General features: G+C 35.8%; 23 protein-coding genes. 8 read left to right on the top strand and 15 right to left on the bottom strand.

All coding sequences use genetic code 11. The features are described 5' to 3' along the window. Window positions 1–375 precede the first annotated feature (375 nt). The 6 genes from WFH39_RS12855 to WFH39_RS12880 all read right to left on the bottom strand — a co-directional run bounded on the left by WFH39_RS12855 (window position 376) and on the right by WFH39_RS12880 (window position 4,052). Window positions 376–753 (bottom strand): hypothetical protein, encoded by a 378-nt coding sequence (locus WFH39_RS12855; RefSeq protein WP_336690204.1) that lies wholly within the window; start codon window positions 751–753, stop codon window positions 376–378. Between the two features lie 14 nt (window positions 754–767). Further along, window positions 768–1,355 (bottom strand): glycoside hydrolase family 19 protein, encoded by a 588-nt coding sequence (locus tag WFH39_RS12860; protein ID WP_336690205.1) that lies wholly within the window; start codon window positions 1,353–1,355, stop codon window positions 768–770. A gap of 97 nt (window positions 1,356–1,452) precedes the next feature. Next, window positions 1,453–2,130, bottom strand: coding sequence for an RluA family pseudouridine synthase (locus WFH39_RS12865; protein ID WP_336690206.1), 678 nt, complete (start codon window positions 2,128–2,130; stop codon window positions 1,453–1,455). Between the two features lie 3 nt (window positions 2,131–2,133). Beyond that, on the bottom strand, window positions 2,134–2,463 hold the full coding sequence (locus tag WFH39_RS12870; RefSeq protein WP_336690207.1) for a hypothetical protein: 330 nt from the start codon (window positions 2,461–2,463) through the stop codon (window positions 2,134–2,136). Continuing rightward, entirely contained in the window at window positions 2,463–3,278 is an 816-nt protein-coding gene (panB, locus tag WFH39_RS12875) for a 3-methyl-2-oxobutanoate hydroxymethyltransferase (protein WP_076393737.1), read from the bottom strand. Before panB ends, WFH39_RS12870 begins: the two co-directional genes overlap by 1 nt. A gap of 60 nt (window positions 3,279–3,338) precedes the next feature. Next, complete coding sequence (locus tag WFH39_RS12880) at window positions 3,339–4,052, bottom strand: Crp/Fnr family transcriptional regulator (protein ID WP_076393740.1); 714 nt, start codon at window positions 4,050–4,052, stop codon at window positions 3,339–3,341. Between the two features lie 89 nt (window positions 4,053–4,141). On the opposite strand from WFH39_RS12880, the gene WFH39_RS12885 reads away from it, so the two are divergent. The 8 genes from WFH39_RS12885 to WFH39_RS12920 all read left to right on the top strand — a co-directional run bounded on the left by WFH39_RS12885 (window position 4,142) and on the right by WFH39_RS12920 (window position 12,998). Then, complete coding sequence (locus tag WFH39_RS12885) at window positions 4,142–6,517, top strand: heavy metal translocating P-type ATPase (protein WP_336690208.1); 2,376 nt, start codon at window positions 4,142–4,144, stop codon at window positions 6,515–6,517. 109 nt (window positions 6,518–6,626) lie between these two features. Continuing rightward, on the top strand, window positions 6,627–6,833 hold the full coding sequence (gene ccoS / locus WFH39_RS12890) for a cbb3-type cytochrome oxidase assembly protein CcoS (RefSeq protein ID WP_235131974.1): 207 nt from the start codon (window positions 6,627–6,629) through the stop codon (window positions 6,831–6,833). A 21-nt stretch (window positions 6,834–6,854) separates the two neighbouring features. Further along, a complete protein-coding gene (ccoN, locus tag WFH39_RS12895; RefSeq protein ID WP_214587574.1) occupies window positions 6,855–9,113 on the top strand; it encodes a cytochrome-c oxidase, cbb3-type subunit I in 2,259 nt (752 codons plus the stop codon). A 20-nt stretch (window positions 9,114–9,133) separates the two neighbouring features. Continuing rightward, a complete protein-coding gene (locus WFH39_RS12900; protein WP_336690209.1) occupies window positions 9,134–9,334 on the top strand; it encodes a cbb3-type cytochrome oxidase subunit 3 in 201 nt (66 codons plus the stop codon). Window positions 9,335–9,344: 10 nt separating this feature from the next. Then, window positions 9,345–10,226, top strand: coding sequence for a cbb3-type cytochrome c oxidase N-terminal domain-containing protein (locus WFH39_RS12905; protein WP_336690210.1), 882 nt, complete (start codon window positions 9,345–9,347; stop codon window positions 10,224–10,226). A gap of 97 nt (window positions 10,227–10,323) precedes the next feature. Next, entirely contained in the window at window positions 10,324–11,778 is a 1,455-nt protein-coding gene (ccoG, locus tag WFH39_RS12910) for a cytochrome c oxidase accessory protein CcoG (protein WP_214587576.1), read from the top strand. 9 nt (window positions 11,779–11,787) lie between these two features. After that, entirely contained in the window at window positions 11,788–12,240 is a 453-nt protein-coding gene (locus WFH39_RS12915; protein WP_235131976.1) for a FixH family protein, read from the top strand. Then, window positions 12,231–12,998, top strand: coding sequence for a sulfite exporter TauE/SafE family protein (locus WFH39_RS12920; RefSeq protein ID WP_336690211.1), 768 nt, complete (start codon window positions 12,231–12,233; stop codon window positions 12,996–12,998). Before WFH39_RS12915 ends, WFH39_RS12920 begins: the two co-directional genes overlap by 10 nt. 131 nt (window positions 12,999–13,129) lie before the next feature. On the opposite strand, the gene WFH39_RS12925 is transcribed toward WFH39_RS12920, so the two are convergent. The 9 genes from WFH39_RS12925 to WFH39_RS12965 all read right to left on the bottom strand — a co-directional run bounded on the left by WFH39_RS12925 (window position 13,130) and on the right by WFH39_RS12965 (window position 22,662). Beyond that, on the bottom strand, window positions 13,130–14,656 hold the full coding sequence (locus tag WFH39_RS12925) for a T9SS type A sorting domain-containing protein (RefSeq protein ID WP_336690212.1): 1,527 nt from the start codon (window positions 14,654–14,656) through the stop codon (window positions 13,130–13,132). A 65-nt stretch (window positions 14,657–14,721) separates the two neighbouring features. Next, on the bottom strand, window positions 14,722–15,432 hold the full coding sequence (locus tag WFH39_RS12930) for a hypothetical protein (RefSeq protein WP_336690213.1): 711 nt from the start codon (window positions 15,430–15,432) through the stop codon (window positions 14,722–14,724). A 55-nt stretch (window positions 15,433–15,487) separates the two neighbouring features. Beyond that, window positions 15,488–16,756, bottom strand: a complete 1,269-nt coding sequence (gene serS / locus WFH39_RS12935) for a serine--tRNA ligase (protein WP_336690214.1) — start codon at window positions 16,754–16,756, stop codon at window positions 15,488–15,490. A 68-nt stretch (window positions 16,757–16,824) separates the two neighbouring features. Beyond that, window positions 16,825–17,328, bottom strand: coding sequence for a hypothetical protein (locus WFH39_RS12940; protein ID WP_214587581.1), 504 nt, complete (start codon window positions 17,326–17,328; stop codon window positions 16,825–16,827). 24 nt (window positions 17,329–17,352) lie between these two features. Beyond that, complete coding sequence (locus WFH39_RS12945; protein ID WP_336690215.1) at window positions 17,353–18,621, bottom strand: polysaccharide biosynthesis C-terminal domain-containing protein; 1,269 nt, start codon at window positions 18,619–18,621, stop codon at window positions 17,353–17,355. Between the two features lies 1 nt (window position 18,622). After that, on the bottom strand, window positions 18,623–19,753 hold the full coding sequence (locus WFH39_RS12950) for a glycosyltransferase (RefSeq protein ID WP_336690216.1): 1,131 nt from the start codon (window positions 19,751–19,753) through the stop codon (window positions 18,623–18,625). 93 nt (window positions 19,754–19,846) lie between these two features. After that, the gene (locus WFH39_RS12955) at window positions 19,847–20,335 is read right to left on the bottom strand and encodes a hypothetical protein (protein WP_214587584.1); all 489 of its coding nucleotides are present in this window, start codon (window positions 20,333–20,335) and stop codon (window positions 19,847–19,849) included. Window positions 20,336–20,453: 118 nt separating this feature from the next. Further along, complete coding sequence (locus tag WFH39_RS12960) at window positions 20,454–21,239, bottom strand: (Fe-S)-binding protein (protein ID WP_214587585.1); 786 nt, start codon at window positions 21,237–21,239, stop codon at window positions 20,454–20,456. An 85-nt stretch (window positions 21,240–21,324) separates the two neighbouring features. Further along, window positions 21,325–22,662 carry a 4Fe-4S dicluster domain-containing protein gene (locus tag WFH39_RS12965; RefSeq protein WP_336690217.1) on the bottom strand — a complete coding sequence of 446 codons (1,338 nt, stop codon included), beginning with the start codon at window positions 22,660–22,662 and terminating at the stop codon, window positions 21,325–21,327. Between the last annotated feature and the right edge of the window lie 8 nt (window positions 22,663–22,670).

The following is a 22,670-nucleotide window of genomic DNA, read 5'->3' on the forward strand; positions in this document are numbered from 1 at the left end:
TTAGCTGACTGATTTTGTGGATAGTGCAGAGGTTTTGATTTTAACGCAAAGAGTTCTTATTAAAACTTCTTAGTTTAGTAAGCAGAGGCAAATAAATTTGCGGCGCGAAGCGTGAAGATTTTCTTTTATGTCTCGCGGATTTTGCGGATTGTGCAGATGTTTTTTGATTTAATTCAAATGCTGAAAACAGGTACGGCAATCTAGTCGCGATTGAGCGGCATATCTGAGCTCTTTTAGAATTTCGGCGCGGCAGCTTCGCTGCCGCGCCGAAAAAAACGAAAAAGCGAGTAGCGAAAGTGGGAAACAACTTCCAAAAATAAAAAAAAGACTATCTCATATGATGAGGATAGCCTTTAAGTGATCGCATTTAGAGAATTAACAGCCACACATTCCTTTTCTGGAATAGAGATAGGCTTTTTTCTTGTAAATAATTTTTATTGAATAGACTTTATTTTCAATGCAGGATTCTCCGTCTTTTACAGATTTCGTTTCGCGGATGTAAATTTTATATGTTTTGTTTCCGAACGCTTCAGGATATTCTTTTGTTCCTTTGATGGAAGGAAAAATTTCATCTTTTCCGTTAAAATTGAATAAAGCGCCTTCGTCTTCGGATAAATTGGCAACCGGATTATTCTTCCCATCAATATAACAGCCTGCATGCATTTTAGGATCTTTCAGATCATGAAGAACAGGTTTTTGGGCAGAGAAGTTATTGATTAAAAGAAAAATGACTAAGAATAATAGATTTTTCATGGCAATTGTTTTAATTAAAGAAAATAGCTTAATCCTGCTTTATAACGGTTCAGTCTGTCGGGCAAGCCATTGTATCCTCCGTTAATGGCTTTTGTGATCTTTTTAAAAGCAACAAGATTATTTCCGGTATCAATACTTTTGGTAATATCAATCTGATCTGCCAAAGCATTCAGATTTCGGGTGTTCCAGAACCAGCCCGCGCTTTCTGCTGCGTTTTTGAGCTGAGCAGCATTGCATTTCGTAACATTTTTACCTCCCAAGAGCGTAGGATTTGTCACAAAATCAGTTCCTAAAGCCAGTGAAAGGGCTTTATAATTTGCTCTTCCTGTAATCTGAATAAGCCCCCTTCCTTTAAATTTTACACCATCTCCTTTCTGTGTATTTCCTAAATCTGCTCTCCCTTCATAAGCGCTTCCGCTCGCGAGTTCTTCGGTGTAAAACAATCCGCCGCTTTCGTGACCGACCTGTGCAAGAAAATTAAGTATTCGTGAAGGCGTGTTAATGGAAAATTTATCACATGTTGCTATAACGTACGGTAAGAATTGCGAAGCATATGCCGTTTTTGAGCAGGTAGCTTCTTTAAGTTGTCCCAATGTAAGCATGATTATTGTTCTTTAGATTGATAGTGTAAAACTATTTCTAAAAAACAATAATCATTACAGTAAAATCCCTGTTTTTGGGTAAGTGTTTTTACGGAAATTATTCTTCGCAGGCTCTCCAAACGGCATCATTTTGCGGAACAGGAGCCGTAATTTCAATTTTTTTCTTTGTAACAGGATGGATGAACTCGAGTTTTCTGGCGTGAAGATTAATTCCGCCATCGGGATTGGAACGCGGCGAACCGTATTTCAGATCGCCTTTAATGGGAACTCCTGTTTTTGACAACTGTGCTCTGATCTGATGATGTCTTCCGGTTTCAAGATCAATTTCTAATAAAAGATAATTATCCAAAGTTTTGATGACATTGTACGTAAGAATGGCTTCTTTTGCGCCTTCGGTTGCTTTTGGAAAAACAATGGCTTTGTTATTTTTTTCGTTTTTCTTTAAATAATGAACCAGTCTTTGGGTTTTGGGAATCATCTCTTTTGCGACAACTGCCCAATATGTTTTTTTTACTTCACGGTTTTTCACCATCTGCGTGAGACGGGACAGTGCTTTGGAAGTTTTAGCATAAATCACAAGGCCTGAAGTCGGTCTGTCTATACGATGTACCAAACCGAGAAACACATTTCCAGGTTTGTTATCTCTTTTTTTTATAAAATCTTTGATTAATTCCAATAAAGAATCATCGCCGGTTTTGTCTCCCTGTACAAGCTGCCCGACTTTTTTATTGATTACGAGAAGATGGTTGTCTTCATAAACAATCTGTTCCTCCATGTTCTACTGACGGTAATTGGATCTGTTGGCAAAAGAAATAATTACCCCTACCAAAAGGCCGATGGTTTTCATTCCTGTAAGATTCGATTCATAAGGTAAAAATGCACCGATAATGCAAAGTGCTGCAGCGGCATACATCGGATAAACAAATTTTCTGTTCAGCAGTAAAGAAGCCTGTAAAATGAAGCTCACTCCTACGATGATATAGAAAATCCTTTTAGAAAGAAGTTCATTAATATCCGGAGAAAATAGCTTAAACCATCCCACCGCAAGGCAAACTACAGCAAGAATAGAAATAACACCCTGAATGGTCTGAAGTTTCTGATGATCCATTAATAACTTTCGTTTTGATTAGGAAATTCCTGAGTTTTCACATCTTTCACGTATTGCGCAACGGCTCCGGTGATTTCTGTATACAAATCCAGATATCTTCTTAAAAATTTCGGACTGAATCCTTTGTTCATTCCCACCATATCATGATACACCAAAACCTGTCCGTCGCAATGCGCACCGGCTCCGATTCCGATGGTTGGAATAGAAATAGATTCCGTTACTTTTTTAGCTAAATCTGCCGGTATTTTTTCTAAAACTACTGCAAAACATCCTAATTCTTCTAAAAGCTGTGCATCTGCAATTAATTTTTCTGCTTCTGCTTCTTCTTTGGCTCTTACTTTATATGTTCCGAATTTGTAGATCGATTGTGGTGTTAAGCCCAAATGTCCCATTACAGGAATTCCTGCATTGATAATTTTTTTAATTGATTTTGAAATTTCTTTCCCGCCTTCAATTTTCACTGCATGAGCTCCGCCTTCTTTCATCATTCTTACAGCAGATTCCAAAGCTTTTTCGGGATTACTCTGATACGTTCCAAAAGGTAAATCGGCAACCACCAAAGCTCTGTCGGTTCCTCTGACTACACTTTGAGAATGGTAAATCATCTGATCCAAAGTAATTGGCAATGTGGTTTCAAAACCCGCCATTACGTTTGCCGCAGAATCTCCGATCAAAACCGCATCAATTCCTCCCGCATCCACCATTTTCGCAGTGGTATAATCGTATGCCGTAAGCATCGTTATTTTTTCCTTGTCGAATTTCATTTTACGCAAGGTTTCAGTTGTAACTTTTTTAATTTCAGAATGAACAGACATAATGTATCTATTTTTTAAAAGTTAAAAGTCGGCATTTAGCCGACTTCAATTTTGTATGATTTATAAAACTACGTGACCTAGTTTCATTAATTTGTCGTGGTTGAGAATTTTGATGTTTCTTCCGTCTACTTCGATGAGATGGTCTCCTTTGAATTCGGAGATCAGACGAATTGCACTTTCGGTTGCGGTTCCGATGATATTGGCGATTTCTTCTCTTGTTAAAGAAATTTTAATAAATCCTTCTGGATCAACTCCTAATTTCTGTTCTAATAAGAGTAGTATTTCCGCGAGTCTTTCTCTTACGGTTTTCTGAGCAAGGAAAGTAATGGTATTGGAAGATTCTCCCAATTCGTAAGCGATTTTCTGAAGCATCACAAAGGAAAGCTGGGAATCTACCTCCAACAGATACATAAAAATATCCGCCGGTAAAAAAGTAGCTTCAATATCCGTCATGGCTTCCGCTTTCGCCTGAAAATTTTCACCGCAAAGCAAAGAACGGTAACCGATGATGTCGCCTTCTTTAATGAATCTCAGGATCTGATCTTTCCCGAAAGCTCCCGATTTTGATAATTTCGCAGCTCCTTTTTCCAGAACGAACACGCCTTTTGGTGTTTCCCCGTCTTCGAAAATAGTTTCGTGTTTCTGAAAACTCAGTTTCTTTTTAGCGTTAATATATTTTTCAAAATCAGCACTGGAAAGCCTTTCCTTGAATGATTTATCATTAAAAACTCTTGCGAACCTCTCCTCGATTGCAATTTGTTGTTCCTGCGACATTTTATATGACATTTATCACAAAAATAGAACTTTTTAACTCGATAAACAAAAAAAATTGTTATAATTTTGTAGTTCAATAATTTATGAAGGTGAGCGAGAACTGTTTTCATTGTGGTCAAGGGATCGAAAAAGAAAGAATTTTGTTTGATGAAAAAACTTTCTGCTGCAACGGTTGCAAATCTGTTTATGAAATTCTGAATACGAACAACTTAAGTAATTTTTATGAATTAAATAAACGTGCAGGAATCCGTCCGGACGAAAGTTCTTCACAGTTTGAATATCTCGACACTCCTGAAATCTTTGAAAAGGTAACGGATTTTTCTGAAGGAAGCACAAGTTTAGTCACTTTTAAAATTCCTGTAATCCATTGTTCTTCATGCATATGGCTTTTGGAAAGTCTTCATACATTAAATAAAAACATCAAATATTCTCAGGTTAACTTCACCAGAAAAACCTTACAGATTTCTTTTAATCATAACGATTTAAAATTAAGCGAATTAGCTAATTTTTTAACGAATTTAGGCTACAAACCGGTTATCAGTCTGGAAACCGCCGATAAAAACGTTGAAAATTTAGATAAATCCTTACTGGTAAAATTTGCTATTGCGGCTTTTGCCTTCGGAAACGGGATGTTCCTTGCTTTTCCGGAATATGTTGGCGGAGAAGACTATTGGATGGAGCATTACAAAGGGCTTTTCAGGGCTTTGATGTGTCTTTTGGCAATTCCTGTCGTGGTATATTCTGCTTCAGATTATTACAAATCTGCCTGGTACGGTCTGAAAAATAAAATTGTGAATATTGACGTTCCGATTGTTTTGGGAATTATTGTCCTTTTCGGGCGAAGTTTATATGAAGTTGCCACGAATTACGGTCCCGGATATTTTGACACTTTATGCGGACTTCTGTTCTTCATGCTTTTGGGTAAAATCTTTCAGAAAAGAACGTACAATGCGCTTTCGTATGACAGAGATTACAAATCTTTCTATCCTATTGCGGTTACAAAAGTTGATTTCGAAGGTAAACAGGAAAACATACTGCTTTCTGAAGTTAAAGTGGGCGACCGAATTCTGGTAAGAAATCAGGAGATTATTCCTGTGGATGCAATTTTAATTAACGGTGAAGGTAATATTGACAACAGTTTCATTACCGGAGAAAGCGAAAGTATAAGCAAACAACCGGGAGATAAAATTTTCGCCGGAGGAAAACAGATCGGATCATCATTGGAACTTGAAGTGATTAAGAATGTGGATCAAAGTTATCTTACGCAGCTTTGGAATAAGGAAGCCTTCAAAAAACATGAAACCGGACTTGATACGTTAACAAATAACATCAGTAAATATTTCACATTTATCATTTTAGGAATCGCATTACTTTCAGCAATCTATTGGTATACCGTAGATCTGGAGAAAATGTTTCAGGTAATTTCTGCAATTCTTATCATCGCGTGTCCTTGTGCACTTGCGTTATCAGCTCCGTTTACATTCGGGCACATTATGAGGATTCTGGGCAGAAATAAATTTTACGTAAAAGACACTTTAACAATTGAGAAAATTGCCAAATTAGACACGATTGTTTTTGATAAAACCGGAACCATTACGCACAGAAAAAAATCAAACATTAAATTTGAAGGCATTGAGATAAAAGAGTTTGATTTACTGAATATCAAAACGTTACTAAAAAACTCCAATCATCCGCTTTCAAAATCGCTGTACGAATTCATTGAGGTAAAAGATGAATATTTCCCGGTTGAAAATTTTCAGGAAATTTCAGGAAAGGGTTATGAAGCAAGTGTAAGGGGAAGTGTTTACAAAATCGGTTCTGCGAGGTACAATAATCAGGAATCAAAAAACCTTGAAACTGCCGTTTATATCAATAAAAACAATGAATTTTTAGGGAAATTTATCTTTAAAAATGAATACCGCGAGAATTTAAAGGATTTGTTTAAAAAACTTACCCATTACAAAGTTTTTATTCTGAGTGGCGACAATTCTTCAGAGGAAAATCAATTAAAGGAATTAATTCCTAATTACAAAGGAATGGCTTTCAATCAAAACCCTGAAGACAAGCTGAATTATATCCAAAACCTTCAGAATCAGAACATGAAAGTTGCCATGCTTGGAGACGGGCTGAACGATGCAGGAGCTTTAAAACAAAGCAATGTCGGAATTGCGATTGCAGATGATTCCAACAGTTTTACTCCTTCTTCCGATGTTATTATGAACGGTGAAAAAGTGGTAAGCCTTGATAAATACCTGAATGTCTGTAAAGGATCTATCACGATTGTGAAAATCACATTTATAATCAGTTTTCTTTATAATATTGTTGGGTTAAGTTACGCAGTTACAGGACATATGCATCCGCTTTTTGCTGCTTTAATTATGCCTGCAAGTTCAATTACGGTGGTTTCATTCACTACACTTTCGACCTGGATTTTGGGAAGAAAATACTTCAAAAAAGGGGCTTAAAACAACTTATTTAGATTCGTTTTAAATTAGCCAAAAGCCGTATTTCGTGATGAAAGTCATTATTTTTCACTAAATTTGAAACCCGAAAATACGTTAATTTTGTTGTCTAATGGATATTCTATATTTAATGATCCTGTGCAGCGTTTCTTTGGCTGCAGTTTTCCTGGTCGTGTTTATAGTGTATGCCAGAAAAGGACAGTTTGAAGATGATGAGTCTCCGGCTGTACGAATACTCTTCGACTCCGATGAGATAAAGGAAAAAGAAGAATCTGGCAACAAAGAAGGCGATGATGAAAAAGGAGAAAAGAAAAATTGAAGAAAAAAGTGAATAGTTGATATGGAAACACAAAAGTTTAGTTATGACAACAGTATTGTTCGGGCATTCCTCTATGCGACCGTTGGTTTCGGGATCATAGGATTTCTGTTCGGACTTACGGCGGCATTAATGCTTTTCTATCCTGAGCTTCCGGAATTCTTTTTTGGAACAGACGATACAACCATTAAGAGTTTAGGTGGAAGTATTGAGGGATTGATTAATACTCATGGAGCGTTCGGATTCGGAAGAATCAGAATGTTGCACACAACCACTGTAATCTTTGCATTCGTAATGAATATCGTTTATGTGGGAGTTTACTACTCTTTACAGCGATTACTGAAAACAAGGATGTACAGTGATACATTGTCCTGGATCCATTTCTGGACATGGCAGATTATGATTCTTGTAACCTACGTTACGTTCTTTATGGGAATCAACACTTCTAAGGAATATGCGGAACACGAATGGCCGATTGATATTCTGATTACATTCTCTTGGGTGATTTTCGGAGCCAATATGTTCTTAACGATTGCTAAAAGAAGAGTAAGACACCTTTATGTAGCAATCTGGTTCTACATCGGTACATGGATCGCAGTAGCAATGCTGCACATCTTCAATAACCTTGAAGTACCTTTGTCTTTCACAGGATGGAAATCTTATTCAGCTTATGCAGGGGTAAAAGATGCCATCGTACAATGGTGGTATGGTCACAATGCGGTTGCATTCGTATTGACGACTCCGGTTCTTGGTTTAATGTATTATTTCTTACCAAAAGCGGCAGACAGACCGGTTTTCTCGTATAAACTGTCTATCATTCACTTCTGGTCATTAATTTTCGTTTATATCTGGGCTGGTCCTCACCACCTTCAGTATACCGCTTTACCGGCTTGGGCACAGGCAGTAGGTACAGGTTTCTCTATTATGCTTATTGCTCCGTCTTGGGGAGGTATGCTTAACGGTCTTCTTACACTGAGAGGAGCTTGGGATAAAGTAAGAGAAAATCCTATTCTTAAGTTCTTTGTTGTAGCAGTAACGTGCTATGGTATGGCAACTTTTGAAGGACCACTTTTAGCAACAAAAAACATTAACAAAATCGGTCACTTTACAGACTGGGTTATTGGTCACGTACACTTAGGTGCATTAGGATGGAATGGTTTCATGGCATTCGGTGTTATCTATTACCTGATCCCTATCTTATGGAGAACGAAATTATATTCTACAAGATTAGCTAACTGGCATTTCTGGTTAGGAACATTAGGTATCATTTTCTATGCGGTGCCAATGTATATTTCAGGTTTCACACAAGGGTTAATGTGGAAGCAGTTCAATCCAGACGGAACTCTAGTGTGGAAAAACTGGCTGGATACTGTAACAGCTATTATTCCTTACTTCAAAATGAGATTCGTAGGAGGATTATTTTATCTTTCGGGAGCAATCTTAATGGTGGTAAACTTAGTGGCTACTGTAAGAAAAGGATCATTCCAGAAAGATGTACCTGCTGAAGCACCTGCATTGGCAAACATCAGCGGAAAACGTAAAGAAGGAGAAGGAACTCACCTTTGGTTAGAGAGAACTCCTGTATTATTAGGTATTTTATCTTTATTAACGATTTCAATCGGTAGTATGGTGGAAATTATCCCTACCCTGTCTCTTAAGAAAAGTGTACCTACTATTTCAGCTGTAAAGCCATATTCTCCACTGGAATTAGAAGGTAGAGATATTTATATCAGAGAAGGATGTAACGCCTGTCACTCTCAGATGGTAAGACCATTCAGAGATGAGATCGTAAGATTTAACGGTAAAAACGGGCAGTACTCTAAGGCAGGTGAATTCGTATACGACAGACCTTTCCTTTGGGGATCTAAGAGAACAGGACCGGATTTGCACAGAGAAGGGGGTAAAAACCCAAGTTCTTGGCATTACAAACATATGTATAACCCGAGATCAACTTCTGCAGGTTCTATCATGCCTCGTTACCCTTGGCTGATTGCAACAGATTTAGACAGATCTAAAATGGTTGACAAAATGAAGCTGATGAAGAGTGCTTTCGAAGTACCTTATACAAAAGCTGAAATAGATTCTGCAAACTCTTGGGCAAACAACCAGGCTTCAAAAATCGTAAGAGACATCATGTCTGAAGCACCAGATTTGAAAAAGGCATATGCACAAAAACCTAAAGGAGAACTGGAGAAAAAAGAAGTGGTAGCACTAATCTCCTATCTTCAAAGATTAGGAACGGACATTAAGACGACTGAAATCAAAACAGCAAGTAATAACTAATATATTAAAAGGTTCACATCATGATACCTCAGAATTTTAAAGACATCTTATCCAATACAGAAAATGCTGGTTTTTACCAGACTTTGGCTCTGATTTTCTTTATGCTGTTCTTCATCGCTCTTGTAATTTATGTTTTTAGCAAGCCTAAAAAATACTACAAGGAAGAAGAGGAAGCACCTCTGCAGGATAACAATGATGACGATTTTAATTTAAAAAATTAAACTACTTATTATGAAACAAAGAACACCGGTTGTTATAAACATTGTAATAATAATTGGACTTTTAATAGTTTTTTATTATCTTTTTGTACAAAGCTACGATTTCCTTACCTCTCCTTATTTCTGGGGAACCGTAATTATCGGAGGAATTTTAGCATATATCCACAGTGCAATCGGAGATTTAATTGAGAATAATAAATTCAAAAAACTATCTCCAGAAGAACAGGCAGCTTATTTGGCTGAAAAGAAAGTACCTTACTTTACAAGATTATATAATGCAGCATTCAAAAAGCAATCTGCAGCAGAAGAAAAGGATATCCTTATCGACCACGGTTTCGACGGAATCATGGAGTTGGATAACCAATTGCCAAAATGGTGGGTAGGTTTATTCTATTTTGGGACTGCTTTTTGTATTGTATATGTAGCAGCATTCTCTTTCACAGATTTCGCACATCCATTAAGCGAATATGAAAAAGAATACAAAGAACAATTGGCAGCAATTGAGAAGTACAACAGTGAGCAGCCTCCTGTAACAATAGAAACAGCTAAATATTCGGCTGATAATATTGCAGAAGGAAAAGAATTGTTTAAAACAAACTGTGCATCTTGTCATAAGGAAGACGGTGGCGGAGGTATTGGTCCAAACCTTACTGATAACTACTGGATCAATCAGCCAGAGAAAACGTTATTCAAAAATGTTTTCCACATGGACTGGAATGGTTCTCCTAACAATCCTGCGATGAGAGCATTTGGTAAAAACGGAGAGGTTTCGGGTGCTGAAATTGAAAAGATTGCAGCGTATGTATATCACATCAACCAGGAATTACCTCCGGTAACACAGGCTCAGGGTGGTGCAGCTCCTCAGGGAACAGAAGCACATTGGGAAAAAGAATAATTTAACTTAAATAAATTAAAACATATGAAAAACATAGTTTGTTATTAAATAAAAATAGTAACGAATTATGTTTTTCTTTTTTTAAAAACTATCATACATGTCAGATATAGAAGAAACAGAAGTACGCGGCGGACAGGGACAAGTTCTGGACCCTGAAACTTACAGAGATTCTATCGGGACAATGGAACAATCCGGTAAGAGGAAGTGGGTATTTCCCAGAAAACCAAAAGGAAAATATACCAACTACCGAAACATTGTAAGTTATGTTTTACTGCTCATTTATTTTGCAGTGCCATTTATTAAAATTAATGGTAATCCTCTTATTTTATTCAATGTAATTGACAGGGAGTTCTTTATTTTCGGACAGCCCTTTTATCCTCAGGATTTTTTCATCCTTACGCTTGGAGCAATTACTTCGTTAATATTCATCATTATTTTTACGATGGCTTTCGGAAGAATTTTCTGCGGATGGATCTGTCCTCAGACAATTTTTTTAGAATTTATTTTCCGTAAAATAGATTATCTTATCGAAGGAGACAGGAACAAGCAGATGAAGCTGGACAGACAGGAATGGAACACCGAAAAGATCTGGAAAAGAAGCCTTAAATGGACGATTTTTCTTGTTATTTCCTTAATCATTACACATTTCATGTTCATGTATATTGTTGGGTATGAAGAAGTATTCAGAATTGTTTCTGAAGGACCTTTTGCCAATCCTACCAACTTTATCGTTATGATCCTTTTAACCGCAGCATTTTATTTTGTGTTTGCATGGTTCAGAGAACAGGTCTGTACATTGGTTTGCCCTTACGGAAGGTTACAGGGCGTTTTGATTGATAAAGATACCGTTAATGTTTTCTACGATTTTAAAAGAGGTGAAAACAGAGCGAAATGGAGAAAAGGAGAAGATAGAAAAGCAGCTGGAAAAGGTGATTGTATAGACTGTCATCAATGTGTGGTGGTTTGTCCTACCGGAATTGACATCAGAGACGGACAACAGCTGGAGTGTGTAAACTGTACGGCCTGTATAGATGCCTGCGATGAAGTTATGGAAAAAGTAGGTCTTCCGAAAGGACTGATAAGATATGCCACCGAGAACGAAATCGAAAAGCAGACCGAGTTTAAATTCACGGGAAGAATGAAAGGTTTTGCAGTCGTTCTTTTACTGCTTACAGGGTTTTTAGGATATCTTCTTACCAGCAGAGCCGAAATGGAAGCTAAATTCATTAAACCGGCAGGAAGTACGTTCTTCGTTAGAGACGGAAAAATTACCAATACTTACAATTATACATTTTTAAATAAAACCAACGAGAAAAAAGTTGTAACCATTAAAGTAATTGAGCCGAAACATGGAGAGGTGATCTACAGTGCATCAAGCAAGATTCCGGTAGACAGAGATAAAATTACTAAAGGAACCATCAACATCAGTTTCCCGGAAAATGAAATGACGCTTTCCAAGCAGAACATCACGATCGGGGTTTATGATATGAAGGGGAAACTGGTAGATTCATACAAAACATATTTTGAAGGACCATTTAAATTACAATTTTAATTTTTAGAAATGAAAAACTTTAATTGGGGACACGGTGTAATTATCGCTTTAGCATCTTTTATGATCTTTATATTATCCATGATGTTCCTTTTTCCAAACGGACAGAAGAACTCTGAAATGGTAACCGATAATTACTATGAAGAAGAACTGAAATATCAGGATGTAATTGATGCCAAGAAAAGAGCAGACGAACTGAAGGAAAAACCTGTTTACAGCCAAAATACTTCAGGAATTAAGATTACTTTTCCGAAAGACTACAATAACTCTAATACCAAAGTGAAATTTGTACTGAACAGAACCGATGATCAGAATCTGGACGTTCATAAAACGGTGCAGTTGGATGCCAATCAGTCTTTTTTAATTCCTGCACAGGTTCTGAAACTAGGGAACTATACCCTTCGTTTGAGTTGGACAAAAGATAAGACAGACTATAGAATGGATTATGATGTGATATGGAAATAGCACTTATAATATCGGCAATCGGATTGGGTTTTGCTTCAGGATTCCACTGTATCGGAATGTGCGGACCTATTGCATTGTCGATGGGATTAACAAAAAAACAGGCTACCAATTTCTACCTTCAGAATCTTACGTACCAGTTCGGCAGGATTTTCACTTACTCTCTTTTGGGAGCAATCCTCGGAATTATCGGAGAAGGCTTTGAAATGGCGGGTTTTCAGAGATATCTTACGATTGCTGTGGGAATTATGCTTATAATAATGGCTTTCTTTTCATTTGGAGGAAAAGATTTTGCTTCTAAAGTTCCGTTTTTTTCAAAATTTTTATTCAAAGTAAAATCGAATTTGGGAAGACTGCTTCAAAAAGCAGATTACCGTTCAAGATTCACTACAGGTCTTCTGAATGGCTTTTTACCCTGCGGAATGGTTTATATGGCTTTAACAGCAAGTTTAGCAAGCGGAGGAATATGGCAGGGCGCTTTATATATGGCTTTATTTGGTTTGGGAACACTTCCGTTTATGTTCGCGGTAGTTCTGGTCGGAAATCTCATGAATCAGGCATTCAGGGTGAAAGTTTTAAAAGTGATTCCGATCGTGATGATTATTCTGGGCGGACTTTTCATTGTCCGGGGAATGGAACTGGGAATTCCCTACATTTCTCCAAGAGCAGAAGCGATGACCATTTCAAAAGATAATCAGGGAGACTGTCATTTGCCGGGAGATCACAGTATGCATGATCATAGTAAAGTAAATTGTCATTAGTAGAAAATAAAAAAAGGAAACCTATTGAGATTTCCTTTTTTAGTATTTAACCTAAGTTCGGTCTTTGTTAGATTGGGTTACTGCTACTTAAATTGCACATCTCGCCCTGCATGTTATATACCTTCTTACAACTAAATTTTTATGAATTTCATTTGATACTTCTCTTCATTTTTAATTTTAATAACTATATAATAACTTCCTGATGTTAGACTTTGAATATTTATTTTTTTTTCAAATTCTGATTGCCCCATCTTTATTATTTTTCCGCTGTTATCATATATCAAAAAGTCAAAAGAATTTAACGATTTTTTTAGATTACTTACTTTGATAAATTCTGATGCAGGATTAGGATATGCAATAAAAGCATTATCATTATTAGGTACAATATTTTCCACTCCAAGAAATTCATTACTGAACTTCGTTAAAAATGATTTTTTCCCATATGTAACACTGTCCCCACTATATGCCAAAACAAATGAATTATAGTCTAATATAAACAATTTGGGAATATAATCAGCTCTTATCGATGTATTAGGAGGAGTAGTATTAAATACTTGAAATCCTGAACTAGATGAATAGTCCAAATTTCCATTAGAATCTAATTTTACAAAAAAAAGTTTTTTGTTATATTGTGGTCCAAAAAAATTGCTAACATTCCCTGCAATCAATATTTTTGAATTCGATAATTTTTTTATATGTTTTAATTCTATATTTGGGGCATCTGTAAAAGAATATTTGGCTGTATTTCCATTATTTGCGAAACTAGATACATATGACCCACTGTCTAAATAAATCTTTGACAAAAAGAAGCTACTATTACTTTGATTTAAAACTAGTATAGAATTATTTATGTAATCAAATTCTAAATTGGAAAAACCTATACTTAAATTACTGTCAACTATACTGATAGAGCCATTGTTTCCAAAAGAAGAATCTATTGTTCCATTTGACAGTCTTCTTTCTAAATAAGTTGAATTTAAATTAGAAATAGAATTGCTTTTACTACCTGCCAATATAAATTTCCCATCATTTTGAAGATATACTCTATTTAAATTGGGGTCAGTACTTAAAGAATTAGTTTGTAAAATTCCATTAGTTCCAAAACTAGAATCCAATAAACCATCAGATTTAATTTTTAGAAGGTTTTTATTGTTATACGATTTAACATAGAAATAGCTGTTACCTAAATTATCAACGTCTAAATCTAAAGCATAATCTTCATTGCCAAAATCAAATGTTTTGAATCCGTTTGTTCCAAAAGTAGTGTCTAAAGTTCCATCAATATTAAGTCGAGTGATAAAAACGTCCATATTGGAATATGTCGGATTAGCATTTACTCTTCCTACAATAATTAATTTATTATTTTGTAATAGCATTTTATATGGAAGTAAAGATTTATTAACTCCCATGCTTATTACTTTTGTTCCAAATACATTATCTAAAGCACCATTCTGATTTACTTTCCGAATATTGATATTATAATCTCCATAGGTACAAGTTATAAATTGCCCGTCAGACAACATAACGACATCTGATACATCGTTATAGGCATAATATGTTGAATAACCTCCATTTCCAAATGTGGTATCAAGGGAAATACTTTGTGAATTAAAAAAATAAGTAAATAATAAAAAGATTAAAATGATATTTTTTTTCATTAATTTGGGTTATGCTTAAGTTAATTGTTAAACTATATGCTAATTTTTTTGAAATGGTAGATAAATTATTTTGTAAACAGCTCGTATGAGTAATCCTTTGATTCCGAAGGACTCATATTTTTAATATATTTTCTTTTAATTAATGTATTCAATTCAGAAGCTTTAATTATTTTATTCTTATTGACCGAGACTTTATCGTTTGGAGAAGTAATAAGCAGCCATCCTGTACTGCTCATGATATAATACTTCTGATCTATCGTAAAAAAAACATTCTCATTATTGCTTCCTGCCAATGCAAGTTTATGATAAAAACTACGATTATTTTTAACAGATTCGAATCCTGCTAAAACAGATTCATATGTAAGGTCTTTGTTCAATTTCATTTCAGAAAAAGAATTCTTCATTGATTTTCCGGATGCTTTCTCAAGTCCGAAATAATAAATACATCGTACATTTCCTAAATTTGCCCAATTTTCCTTCTGAGTAAAGGAAAAATAGCCATTGTGTTCGACTCTGATCTTAAAATGTATTCCTCCTTTCTCAGAATAATTTACTTTTCCGCTAAAGTAACCTCTACTATCCGTTGTAGATACAAGCTTTCCTTTTTCATCATAAAGCTTCGCATTTTCTAACCGGTTAAGGCTTTCAGAATCTATTACAATACCTGCTATTTCTATAAATTTTGATTCAGTAAAACGATCTTTAAATCCTGAACTCTTTACCAATGAAAATAAAAAAAGACAGAAAAGTACAATACCTTCAGAAACTTTCTTCATCAATCTATTATAAAAAATATTAAAAAAAGCCCTGAGTGAGAGGGCATTTCTATCATTAATAGATAACATCAAATTTCGCATATTCTGCTATCTTCTTCGGAAGTTTAATTCCTTCTGCGGTCTGGTTATTTTCCAGTAAAGCAGCCATAATTCTTGGCAATGCCATTGCAGAACCGTTCAGGGTGTGAACCAACTGAGATTTTCCGTCTGCTTTATAACGGCATTTCAGTCTGTTTGCCTGAAAGGTTTCAAAATTGGAAACAGAACTTACCTCAAGCCATTTTTCCTGAGCTGCGCTCCAAACTTCGAAATCATAGGTCATGGCAGAAGCAAAACCTGTGTCTCCTCCGCAAAGTCTTAAAACTCTATATGGTAATTCAAGATCACTTAAAATTTCTTTAATGTGTTCTACCATTTCTTCCAATACGGCATAAGAATTTTCCGGTTTTTCAATTCTTACGATCTCTACTTTTTCAAACTGGTGAAGACGGTTCAAACCTCTTACATGCGCTCCGTAACTTCCTGCTTCTCTTCTGTAGCATTGTGAGAAGGCTGTATTTTTAACAGGAAGATCTTTTTCTTCAAACAATACATCGCGATAGAGATTCGTTACCGGAACTTCTGCGGTAGGAATCAGATATAAATCATCTGCCTGAATGTAATACATCTGCCCTTCTTTGTCCGGCAATTGTCCCGTTCCGTATCCTGAAGCTTCGTTTACAACGTGAGGAGGATTTACTTCCATATATCCTTTCTCAACATTTTTATCTAAAAAATACTGAACCAAAGCTCTCTGCAATCTTGCCCCTTTTCCTAAATATACCGGAAAACCTGCTCCAGCAATTTTTACGCCCAATTCAAAATCAATAAGGTTATATTTTTTTGCCAGTTCCCAGTGAGGAATTGCTCCTTCTCCAAGACCTTCAACATCGTGAGACTGATAAATGATTTCATTGTCATCCGCAGAAGCACCATTTTTCACCTTTTCATTCGGAATGTTAGGTAATTGGTATAAGATATCCTGTAATGCTTTTTCTTTTACATCTAACTGAGCTTTCAATTCCGACGTCGACTCTTTGTATTGCGCTGTTTTAGATTTTGCGGATTCTGCTTCTTCTTTTTTTCCTTCTTTCATTAAAAGTCCGATTTCTTTGGATATTTTATTGATTTCGGAAAGTTGGGAATCCAATTCAAACTGAATTTTTTTTCTTTCTTCGTCGGTAGCAATAGCCTCGTCTACCAACTCAAGATTCTTGAATTGTCTTTTCTTAAGACCTTCTAAAACGCGCTCTTTATTGTCGCGCAAAAAATTGACTTGTAACATTTTATTTAGATGTTAGTTATTAGAATGTTGAACATTAAATGTCAACAGTTTTGCAAATGTATAAATTATTATTTTACGATTGTAACAACATTCGGGGAACCCGGTGTTTTAGTAAACCTTAAAGTATCGTTATAATAAACTTTCGAGACCTCAAAAACCGAAGGGGTCATGTGATACTGAATTCTGAGGGTTTCATTAATGGTATCAAGAATTGTGCTGTTAAGTCTCTTCACCAGTGAAACCGTAATTACCGACTGATAGGTTTTGTTGTTCGGATCCAGCGTATCCAGCCCAACTCTTTTGGCTCCTGCAATATATTCAATAAAAAGAGTGGAATCTGCAGTAGCACGCAGAGTACTGCTTACAGGCGAAACATCTTTTGTTCCGTTTACATCATTTAACGAATAGGTAAAATAGGTCTGGTTTTTTTTAGCATGAAAAAGATCGCGTCCCGCTCCGTTTTTCATATAAACATTCAAAATCTGATCGATTTTCTGCAAATCATCGTCATCCGTTCTGCAGCTCAGAAAGGCACAAAAAATAACCAGAAATCCAAAAACAATATTCCTCATTTCCAACAAAGATAAAACTTATTTTTATTTGAGAGTTCTATTTTTCTTTAGGACTTTATTTAAAAGTAAATTAATTTCTGCTTTAGAAAGAATGAAATCCTGAAAACGAAATTCCGTCATCTGATAAAATCTCCAAAACAGAATGCCTGAAGAAATGCAGTATGATATAGAGGTAATAATACATGCACCGCGAATTCCCCATCTAGGAATGATGTAAAATGAAGATATTATTGTAAAAATAAGTCCTATTAAAGATTTTACATTTAAGATTCTTAACTTGTTAATCCCTGCAAAATAGTAACCAATAATATTACTTACCGCGATTGCCAGAATTCCGGGAGAAAGAAAAAGGATAATCTCTTTGGTTTTACTAAAATCTCTTCCGAAAATCATGGAATATATCTGCCCCGGAATGAGCAGCATTATGGTTATAAAAACCAATGTAATTAAAAAACTGATCCTTAACGAAACTTTTGTCTTTTCGATAGCGTCGTTAGAGTTTTTATTGTTCACGACATCTGAATAAAGTATAACGGAAAGGCTTCGGCTAACCGTCCAAATTGCTTCTGAAAAAGCGATACCTACCGAAAAAATCCCCACACTTACAATCCCTTTGAAATATTCAAGAAAATAAAAGGATAGTCTGTTATTTAAAAACTGTAAGAAAGCACTCAGCTGAGTCTTCCATCCATAATCCAATAATTTCCCGCCAACTTTTCCAGAGAATGAAATTCGTCTTATATTACAATGTTTAAAAATCTGTAAGCCGCTCGCTATAAACAGAACTCCCAAACTGGCTATTTGTGCTACAAAATAAACCGTTACAGAATTTACTTTAACGAGATAAACAATAATTAAAATAAAAATAATATGAACAATTTGCTGTAAAGCTGTATATAAATTAAACATTTTAATATTCTGCTGACCAACAAATAAATTGACGTTCGCCGCTAACAAGGATGATGAGACAGAAAGCCCGATAAGATACATTAAATATTCTGAGGCATGATTAAAACTAAAAATGAGCGGTATTAAAATCCCCATTAAAACAGCCCAAATGTAAGCAAACGGTAAAATAGCTTCTGTCCTATATCTTTTGGCAAAATAGCTCATGCTGCTTCCCACAAAAACATTAGCAAAAAAACTGATCAGGGTGAGATCCGCAATCACCAGTGAAATAATCCCTTTGCCTTCACTTCCCCATTTATTTGTAGAATAAATAACAAGTCCGAAATTTAATATCAGAATTAAAAATCGGGAAAGAAAGGTCTTAACAATAGTATTTTGCTTCATCTTATTTCGTTGGATTATTGATGAAGTTTAAGAATGAATTTTTAATAATATCCCAGTTGTATTTTTTTTCATAAATCCATCTCGCATTTTTCGCATGAAGCGAATATAATTCAGGATTTTGAATATAGGTAAGAATATTATTTGCAATACCTTCAGAATCTTTGGGGTTTACCAGAAAACCAAATTCCGAAACATCAAGATGTTGACGTATCGCTTTAAGATCTGTATAAATCACAGGCTTTCCGGAAGCCATGTAATAAAATATTTTAATCGGCAGACAATGATGATTTTCATAATTCATAGCCCTAAGATCAAAACAAATATCGGCTTCAGAATAGGCTTTGGAAAAAGCTTTGAATGAGGCAGACTTTTCAATTGTAATATGACTAAACTGATATTTATTAAGCTGATCAGAAAAGTACTGTTCATCTTTTTTTTTTCTTGAAGCGCCAATTAAAAGAATTGAGATCTTGAGCTCAGGCTTTCTCTTTCTTAAACAATCCACAGCGGCAAAAAAATTTCCGATCCCTTTTTCTTCTGAAAACTGACCTGTATAACAAAGGCAGATTTTATTTTCTTCAAGTTTTTTAATATTCTGATGAATGTAACTGTCATCAGGATAATAAGGCAGGGTTATTGACTTCTTAAAAGGAAAAAAATAAGCCAGCGGAAATTTTTTGGTATTCTCACCAAAAATAAAATGAGTACTCACAAATCCAGCATATAGCTGAAAAAGAAAAAATTTAAAAGCATGGGCGATATTTAAAGGAAAGGAAAAATTTTCTACCATTCTCATCGATGGGTACCATTCCGTAATATCATATACAATACTGATTTTTTTCTGTTTTTTAACCTTTCCGGCAGCAATTACCGCCAACGGCTCAGAACAAATAATACAATCGGGCTGAAAAGAATTGCATATCCTTTCGAAAGTTTTGATTTTTTCTTCTCTGCTTTTTCCCAAGATCGAAAAAGACTCTATTTCAACGCCATCGACATTACCCTTGAATTCTGAAGAAAGACTGCAAATTTTAACAACATTTCCGGCATCCCGCAACGTTTTTGCCTGATGGTGGAATATTCTGTCATCGTCATATCGGTGAACAGTAGTTAAAAAAAGTATTTTCTGCATCCTCTTCGATCAGATTATAAAAGTTTTCAAATATACACAAAGCAAAAAAAGTGGAACTCTTCCACTTTCTATTTTATTAATGCCTTATGAGCTTTATTTAACTCCCGCCGCCCAACTTCTGTCGAATGGCAAAAGAAAATTCCCTATAAATTCCAGATAGGTATTTTTAGAAAAATCAAAAACCTGAATATCTTTAGAGATTTCTCCGTTTCTTATTTTTGATTTAAAATCGTTCAGTTTTAAAGTTTTTACTTCTCCGTTTTCTATAAAGCTCGCTTTCATTCTGTCGAATAATCCCAGTTGATATTCTTCATCAATTTCTCTCATTACCTTTCCCAATGCATCGATGCTGCACCCTGAAGCCATTTCTTTTTCCTCATCTACACAGATGATAATAAACTGATTTTTCTCAATTTTAAAAGAGGAAGAAAGCGGTTTTCCGTGAGCCGCCCAAGTCGCCAGAAAATCAAAAAGTTTCTCTGTAATCTGCTTTGCTTCTTTTGTTTCAAAAGGTCTGGATGCAGGATATATTATTACTCTGTAGTCGTTTGCTTCTACAATATTAGATTCTTCAATCTTCATTTTAATCAATTTAAAAGGTAAAATTACAATTTTTTCTTCATACCGTAATCCGGGATAGAGGGAATTATCACCAAACAAAAAACTCAGGAAAATCCTGAGCTTATGTTTTATTGAGTTTTTATAAATCTTCTGCTTCAGCAAGAAGTTCTACAATATCTTTTACGGCAACTTCATCATTCTTATTGAAGTGTTTTACACCATCCGTCATCATTGTATTACAGAAAGGACATCCGGTTGCTATTACTTTCGGTTCGAATGACAACGCTTCCTCGGTTCTCTCGATATTAATGTCTTTCTTCCCTTTTTCGGGTTCTTTGAACATCTGTGCTCCTCCTGCTCCACAACAAAGCCCGTTGGTTTTACAACGCTTCATTTCCACCAGTTCGGCATCCAGTTTTTCCAATAAAAGTCTCGGTGCTTCATATTCATCATTGGCTCTTCCCAGATAACAAGGATCATGGAATGTAATTTTTTTACCGCTGAATGCGCCGCCTTCAATTTTCAGACGTCCTTCTTCCATTAATTTTTTAAGGAATTGAGTGTGATGCATCACTTCATAATTTCCGCCTAAATTCGGATATTCATTTTTCAGCGTATTGAAGCAGTGCGGACAAGCGGTAACAATTCTTTTTACTTCATAAGCGTTCAGAATTTCAATATTCGTTAGAGCCATCATCTGGAAAACAAATTCGTTTCCTGCACGTTTTGCGGGATCTCCTGTACAGCTTTCTTCCTGCCCAAGTACAGCGAATTCCACGCCTATTTTATTTAAAATTTTGCAAAATGCTTTCGTAATTTTTTTAGCGCGGTCGTCGAAACTTCCCGCACAACCTACCCAAAATAAAACTTCAGGCGATTTTCCTTCGGCAGCATATTCTGCCATTGTTTTTATATTGAAATCCATTTTAATTCAGTTTACCAAAATAACATTGTAACAGTTTATTCATGAAATGATTGCTACATCGTTACATTTTAGATTGTTACATTAATTAGTCTTTTGCCCAGTTCAGACGGTCTGCCTGATTGTATTGCCAAGGTGCAGCGTTGTTTTCTACATTCGTCATCATTAGATTCAGTTCTTGCGGTGCAGCAGACTGCTCCATAACAAGGAATCGTCTCATTTCAAAGATAATGGAAAGCGGATCCAGTAAAACCGGACAAGCTTCTGTACATGCGTTACAGGTTGTACAAGCCCATAATTCTTCTTTGGTGATGTAATCGTTCAACAGTTTTTTACCGTCGTCTACAAATTTTCCGTTCTTATCGATATTCTTTCCTACCTCTTCCAGACGGTCTCTTGTCTTCATTAAGATAGCTCTCGGAGACAATTTTTTGCCTGTAATATTTGCCGGACAAACCGCAGTACAACGACCGCATTCCGTGCAGGAATAGGCATTTAGAAGCTGCACCTGATTAAGATCAAAAATATCCTCAGCTCCGAATTTCGCAGGAGTTTCCGCTTCTCCTTCTGCCGGAGCTGCGTAAGGATCTGCATTCGGATCCATCATCAGTTTAATTTCTTTTGTTACAGACTCAAGATTGTTGAATTTTCCTTTTTCATTCAGGTTTGCATACCATGTGCTCGGAAAAGCAAGGATGATGTGTAAATGTTTTGAATAATAAAGGTAGTTCATAAAGAATAAAATCCCTACAAAGTGGAACCACCACGCTGCACGTTCTACTCCGAATAAAAATCCGTCGCTGAAACTGAAAACCTCAAGAAACGGAACAAACGTCATCTCGCTGATCGGGAAAGAGCCAACCTTCACAAAATGACCGTAACCATTCGACTGCAGAATAAAATCTGAAGCATTCATCGTAAAGAAAGCCATCATTAAAGCAAATTCGATAATCAGAATCCAGTTTGCATCTTCTTTCGGCCATCCTAAAAGCTCTTTCATGGTTAATCTTTTCACCCCGTAAAAATTTCTACGGATAAAAAAGAGTACCACCCCGATTACCACTAAAAGAGCCAGTATCTCTAAAGTGGCGGTGAAGAAACCATAAACTGTGCTTCCTAAAATGGTTGATAAAAATCTGTGCGTTCCGAAGATTCCGTCTACGACAATTTCGATAAGCTCGATATTGATGATGATGAAACCTACATACACAAAAAGGTGTAAAATTCCGGCTACAGGACGTTTTGTCATCTTACTCTGACCCATCGCAACATTTGCCATCGTTGCCCATCTCTCTCCTCTTCTGTCGCTGCGATTGATCTCACGTCCTAATCTGATGTTTCTATATATCTTTTGCAGACTTTTTACAAAAAGTCCAAAACCCGCAATTAATAAAATCAGAAAAATAATATTAGGGATATAATGCATGGTTTAAA

The organism is Chryseobacterium sp. MMO-72, from assembly GCF_037146035.1.
Taxonomy (GTDB): Bacteria; Bacteroidota; Bacteroidia; order Flavobacteriales; family Weeksellaceae; genus Chryseobacterium; species Chryseobacterium indicum.

Bases quoted from the DNA above. Each gene is read 5' to 3' on its own strand.
- WFH39_RS12855 (WP_336690204.1), bottom strand. From the start codon at position 753: ATGAAAAATCTATTATTCTTAGTCATTTTTCTTTTAATCAATAACTTC.
- WFH39_RS12860 (WP_336690205.1), bottom strand. From the start codon at position 1,355: ATGCTTACATTGGGACAACTTAAAGAAGCTACCTGCTCAAAAACGGCA.
- WFH39_RS12865 (WP_336690206.1), bottom strand. From the start codon at position 2,130: ATGGAGGAACAGATTGTTTATGAAGACAACCATCTTCTCGTAATCAAT.
- WFH39_RS12870 (WP_336690207.1), bottom strand. From the start codon at position 2,463: ATGGATCATCAGAAACTTCAGACCATTCAGGGTGTTATTTCTATTCTT.
- panB (WP_076393737.1), bottom strand. From the start codon at position 3,278: ATGTCTGTTCATTCTGAAATTAAAAAAGTTACAACTGAAACCTTGCGT.
- WFH39_RS12880 (WP_076393740.1), bottom strand. From the start codon at position 4,052: ATGTCGCAGGAACAACAAATTGCAATCGAGGAGAGGTTCGCAAGAGTT.
- ccoS (WP_235131974.1), top strand. From the start codon at position 6,627: ATGGATATTCTATATTTAATGATCCTGTGCAGCGTTTCTTTGGCTGCA.
- ccoN (WP_214587574.1), top strand. From the start codon at position 6,855: ATGGAAACACAAAAGTTTAGTTATGACAACAGTATTGTTCGGGCATTC.
- WFH39_RS12900 (WP_336690209.1), top strand. From the start codon at position 9,134: ATGATACCTCAGAATTTTAAAGACATCTTATCCAATACAGAAAATGCT.
- WFH39_RS12905 (WP_336690210.1), top strand. From the start codon at position 9,345: ATGAAACAAAGAACACCGGTTGTTATAAACATTGTAATAATAATTGGA.
- ccoG (WP_214587576.1), top strand. From the start codon at position 10,324: ATGTCAGATATAGAAGAAACAGAAGTACGCGGCGGACAGGGACAAGTT.
- WFH39_RS12915 (WP_235131976.1), top strand. From the start codon at position 11,788: ATGAAAAACTTTAATTGGGGACACGGTGTAATTATCGCTTTAGCATCT.
- WFH39_RS12920 (WP_336690211.1), top strand. From the start codon at position 12,231: ATGGAAATAGCACTTATAATATCGGCAATCGGATTGGGTTTTGCTTCA.
- WFH39_RS12925 (WP_336690212.1), bottom strand. From the start codon at position 14,656: ATGAAAAAAAATATCATTTTAATCTTTTTATTATTTACTTATTTTTTT.
- WFH39_RS12930 (WP_336690213.1), bottom strand. From the start codon at position 15,432: ATGAAGAAAGTTTCTGAAGGTATTGTACTTTTCTGTCTTTTTTTATTT.
- serS (WP_336690214.1), bottom strand. From the start codon at position 16,756: ATGTTACAAGTCAATTTTTTGCGCGACAATAAAGAGCGCGTTTTAGAA.
- WFH39_RS12940 (WP_214587581.1), bottom strand. From the start codon at position 17,328: ATGAGGAATATTGTTTTTGGATTTCTGGTTATTTTTTGTGCCTTTCTG.
- WFH39_RS12945 (WP_336690215.1), bottom strand. From the start codon at position 18,621: ATGAAGCAAAATACTATTGTTAAGACCTTTCTTTCCCGATTTTTAATT.
- WFH39_RS12950 (WP_336690216.1), bottom strand. From the start codon at position 19,753: ATGCAGAAAATACTTTTTTTAACTACTGTTCACCGATATGACGATGAC.
- WFH39_RS12955 (WP_214587584.1), bottom strand. From the start codon at position 20,335: ATGAAGATTGAAGAATCTAATATTGTAGAAGCAAACGACTACAGAGTA.
- WFH39_RS12960 (WP_214587585.1), bottom strand. From the start codon at position 21,239: ATGGATTTCAATATAAAAACAATGGCAGAATATGCTGCCGAAGGAAAA.
- WFH39_RS12965 (WP_336690217.1), bottom strand. From the start codon at position 22,662: ATGCATTATATCCCTAATATTATTTTTCTGATTTTATTAATTGCGGGT.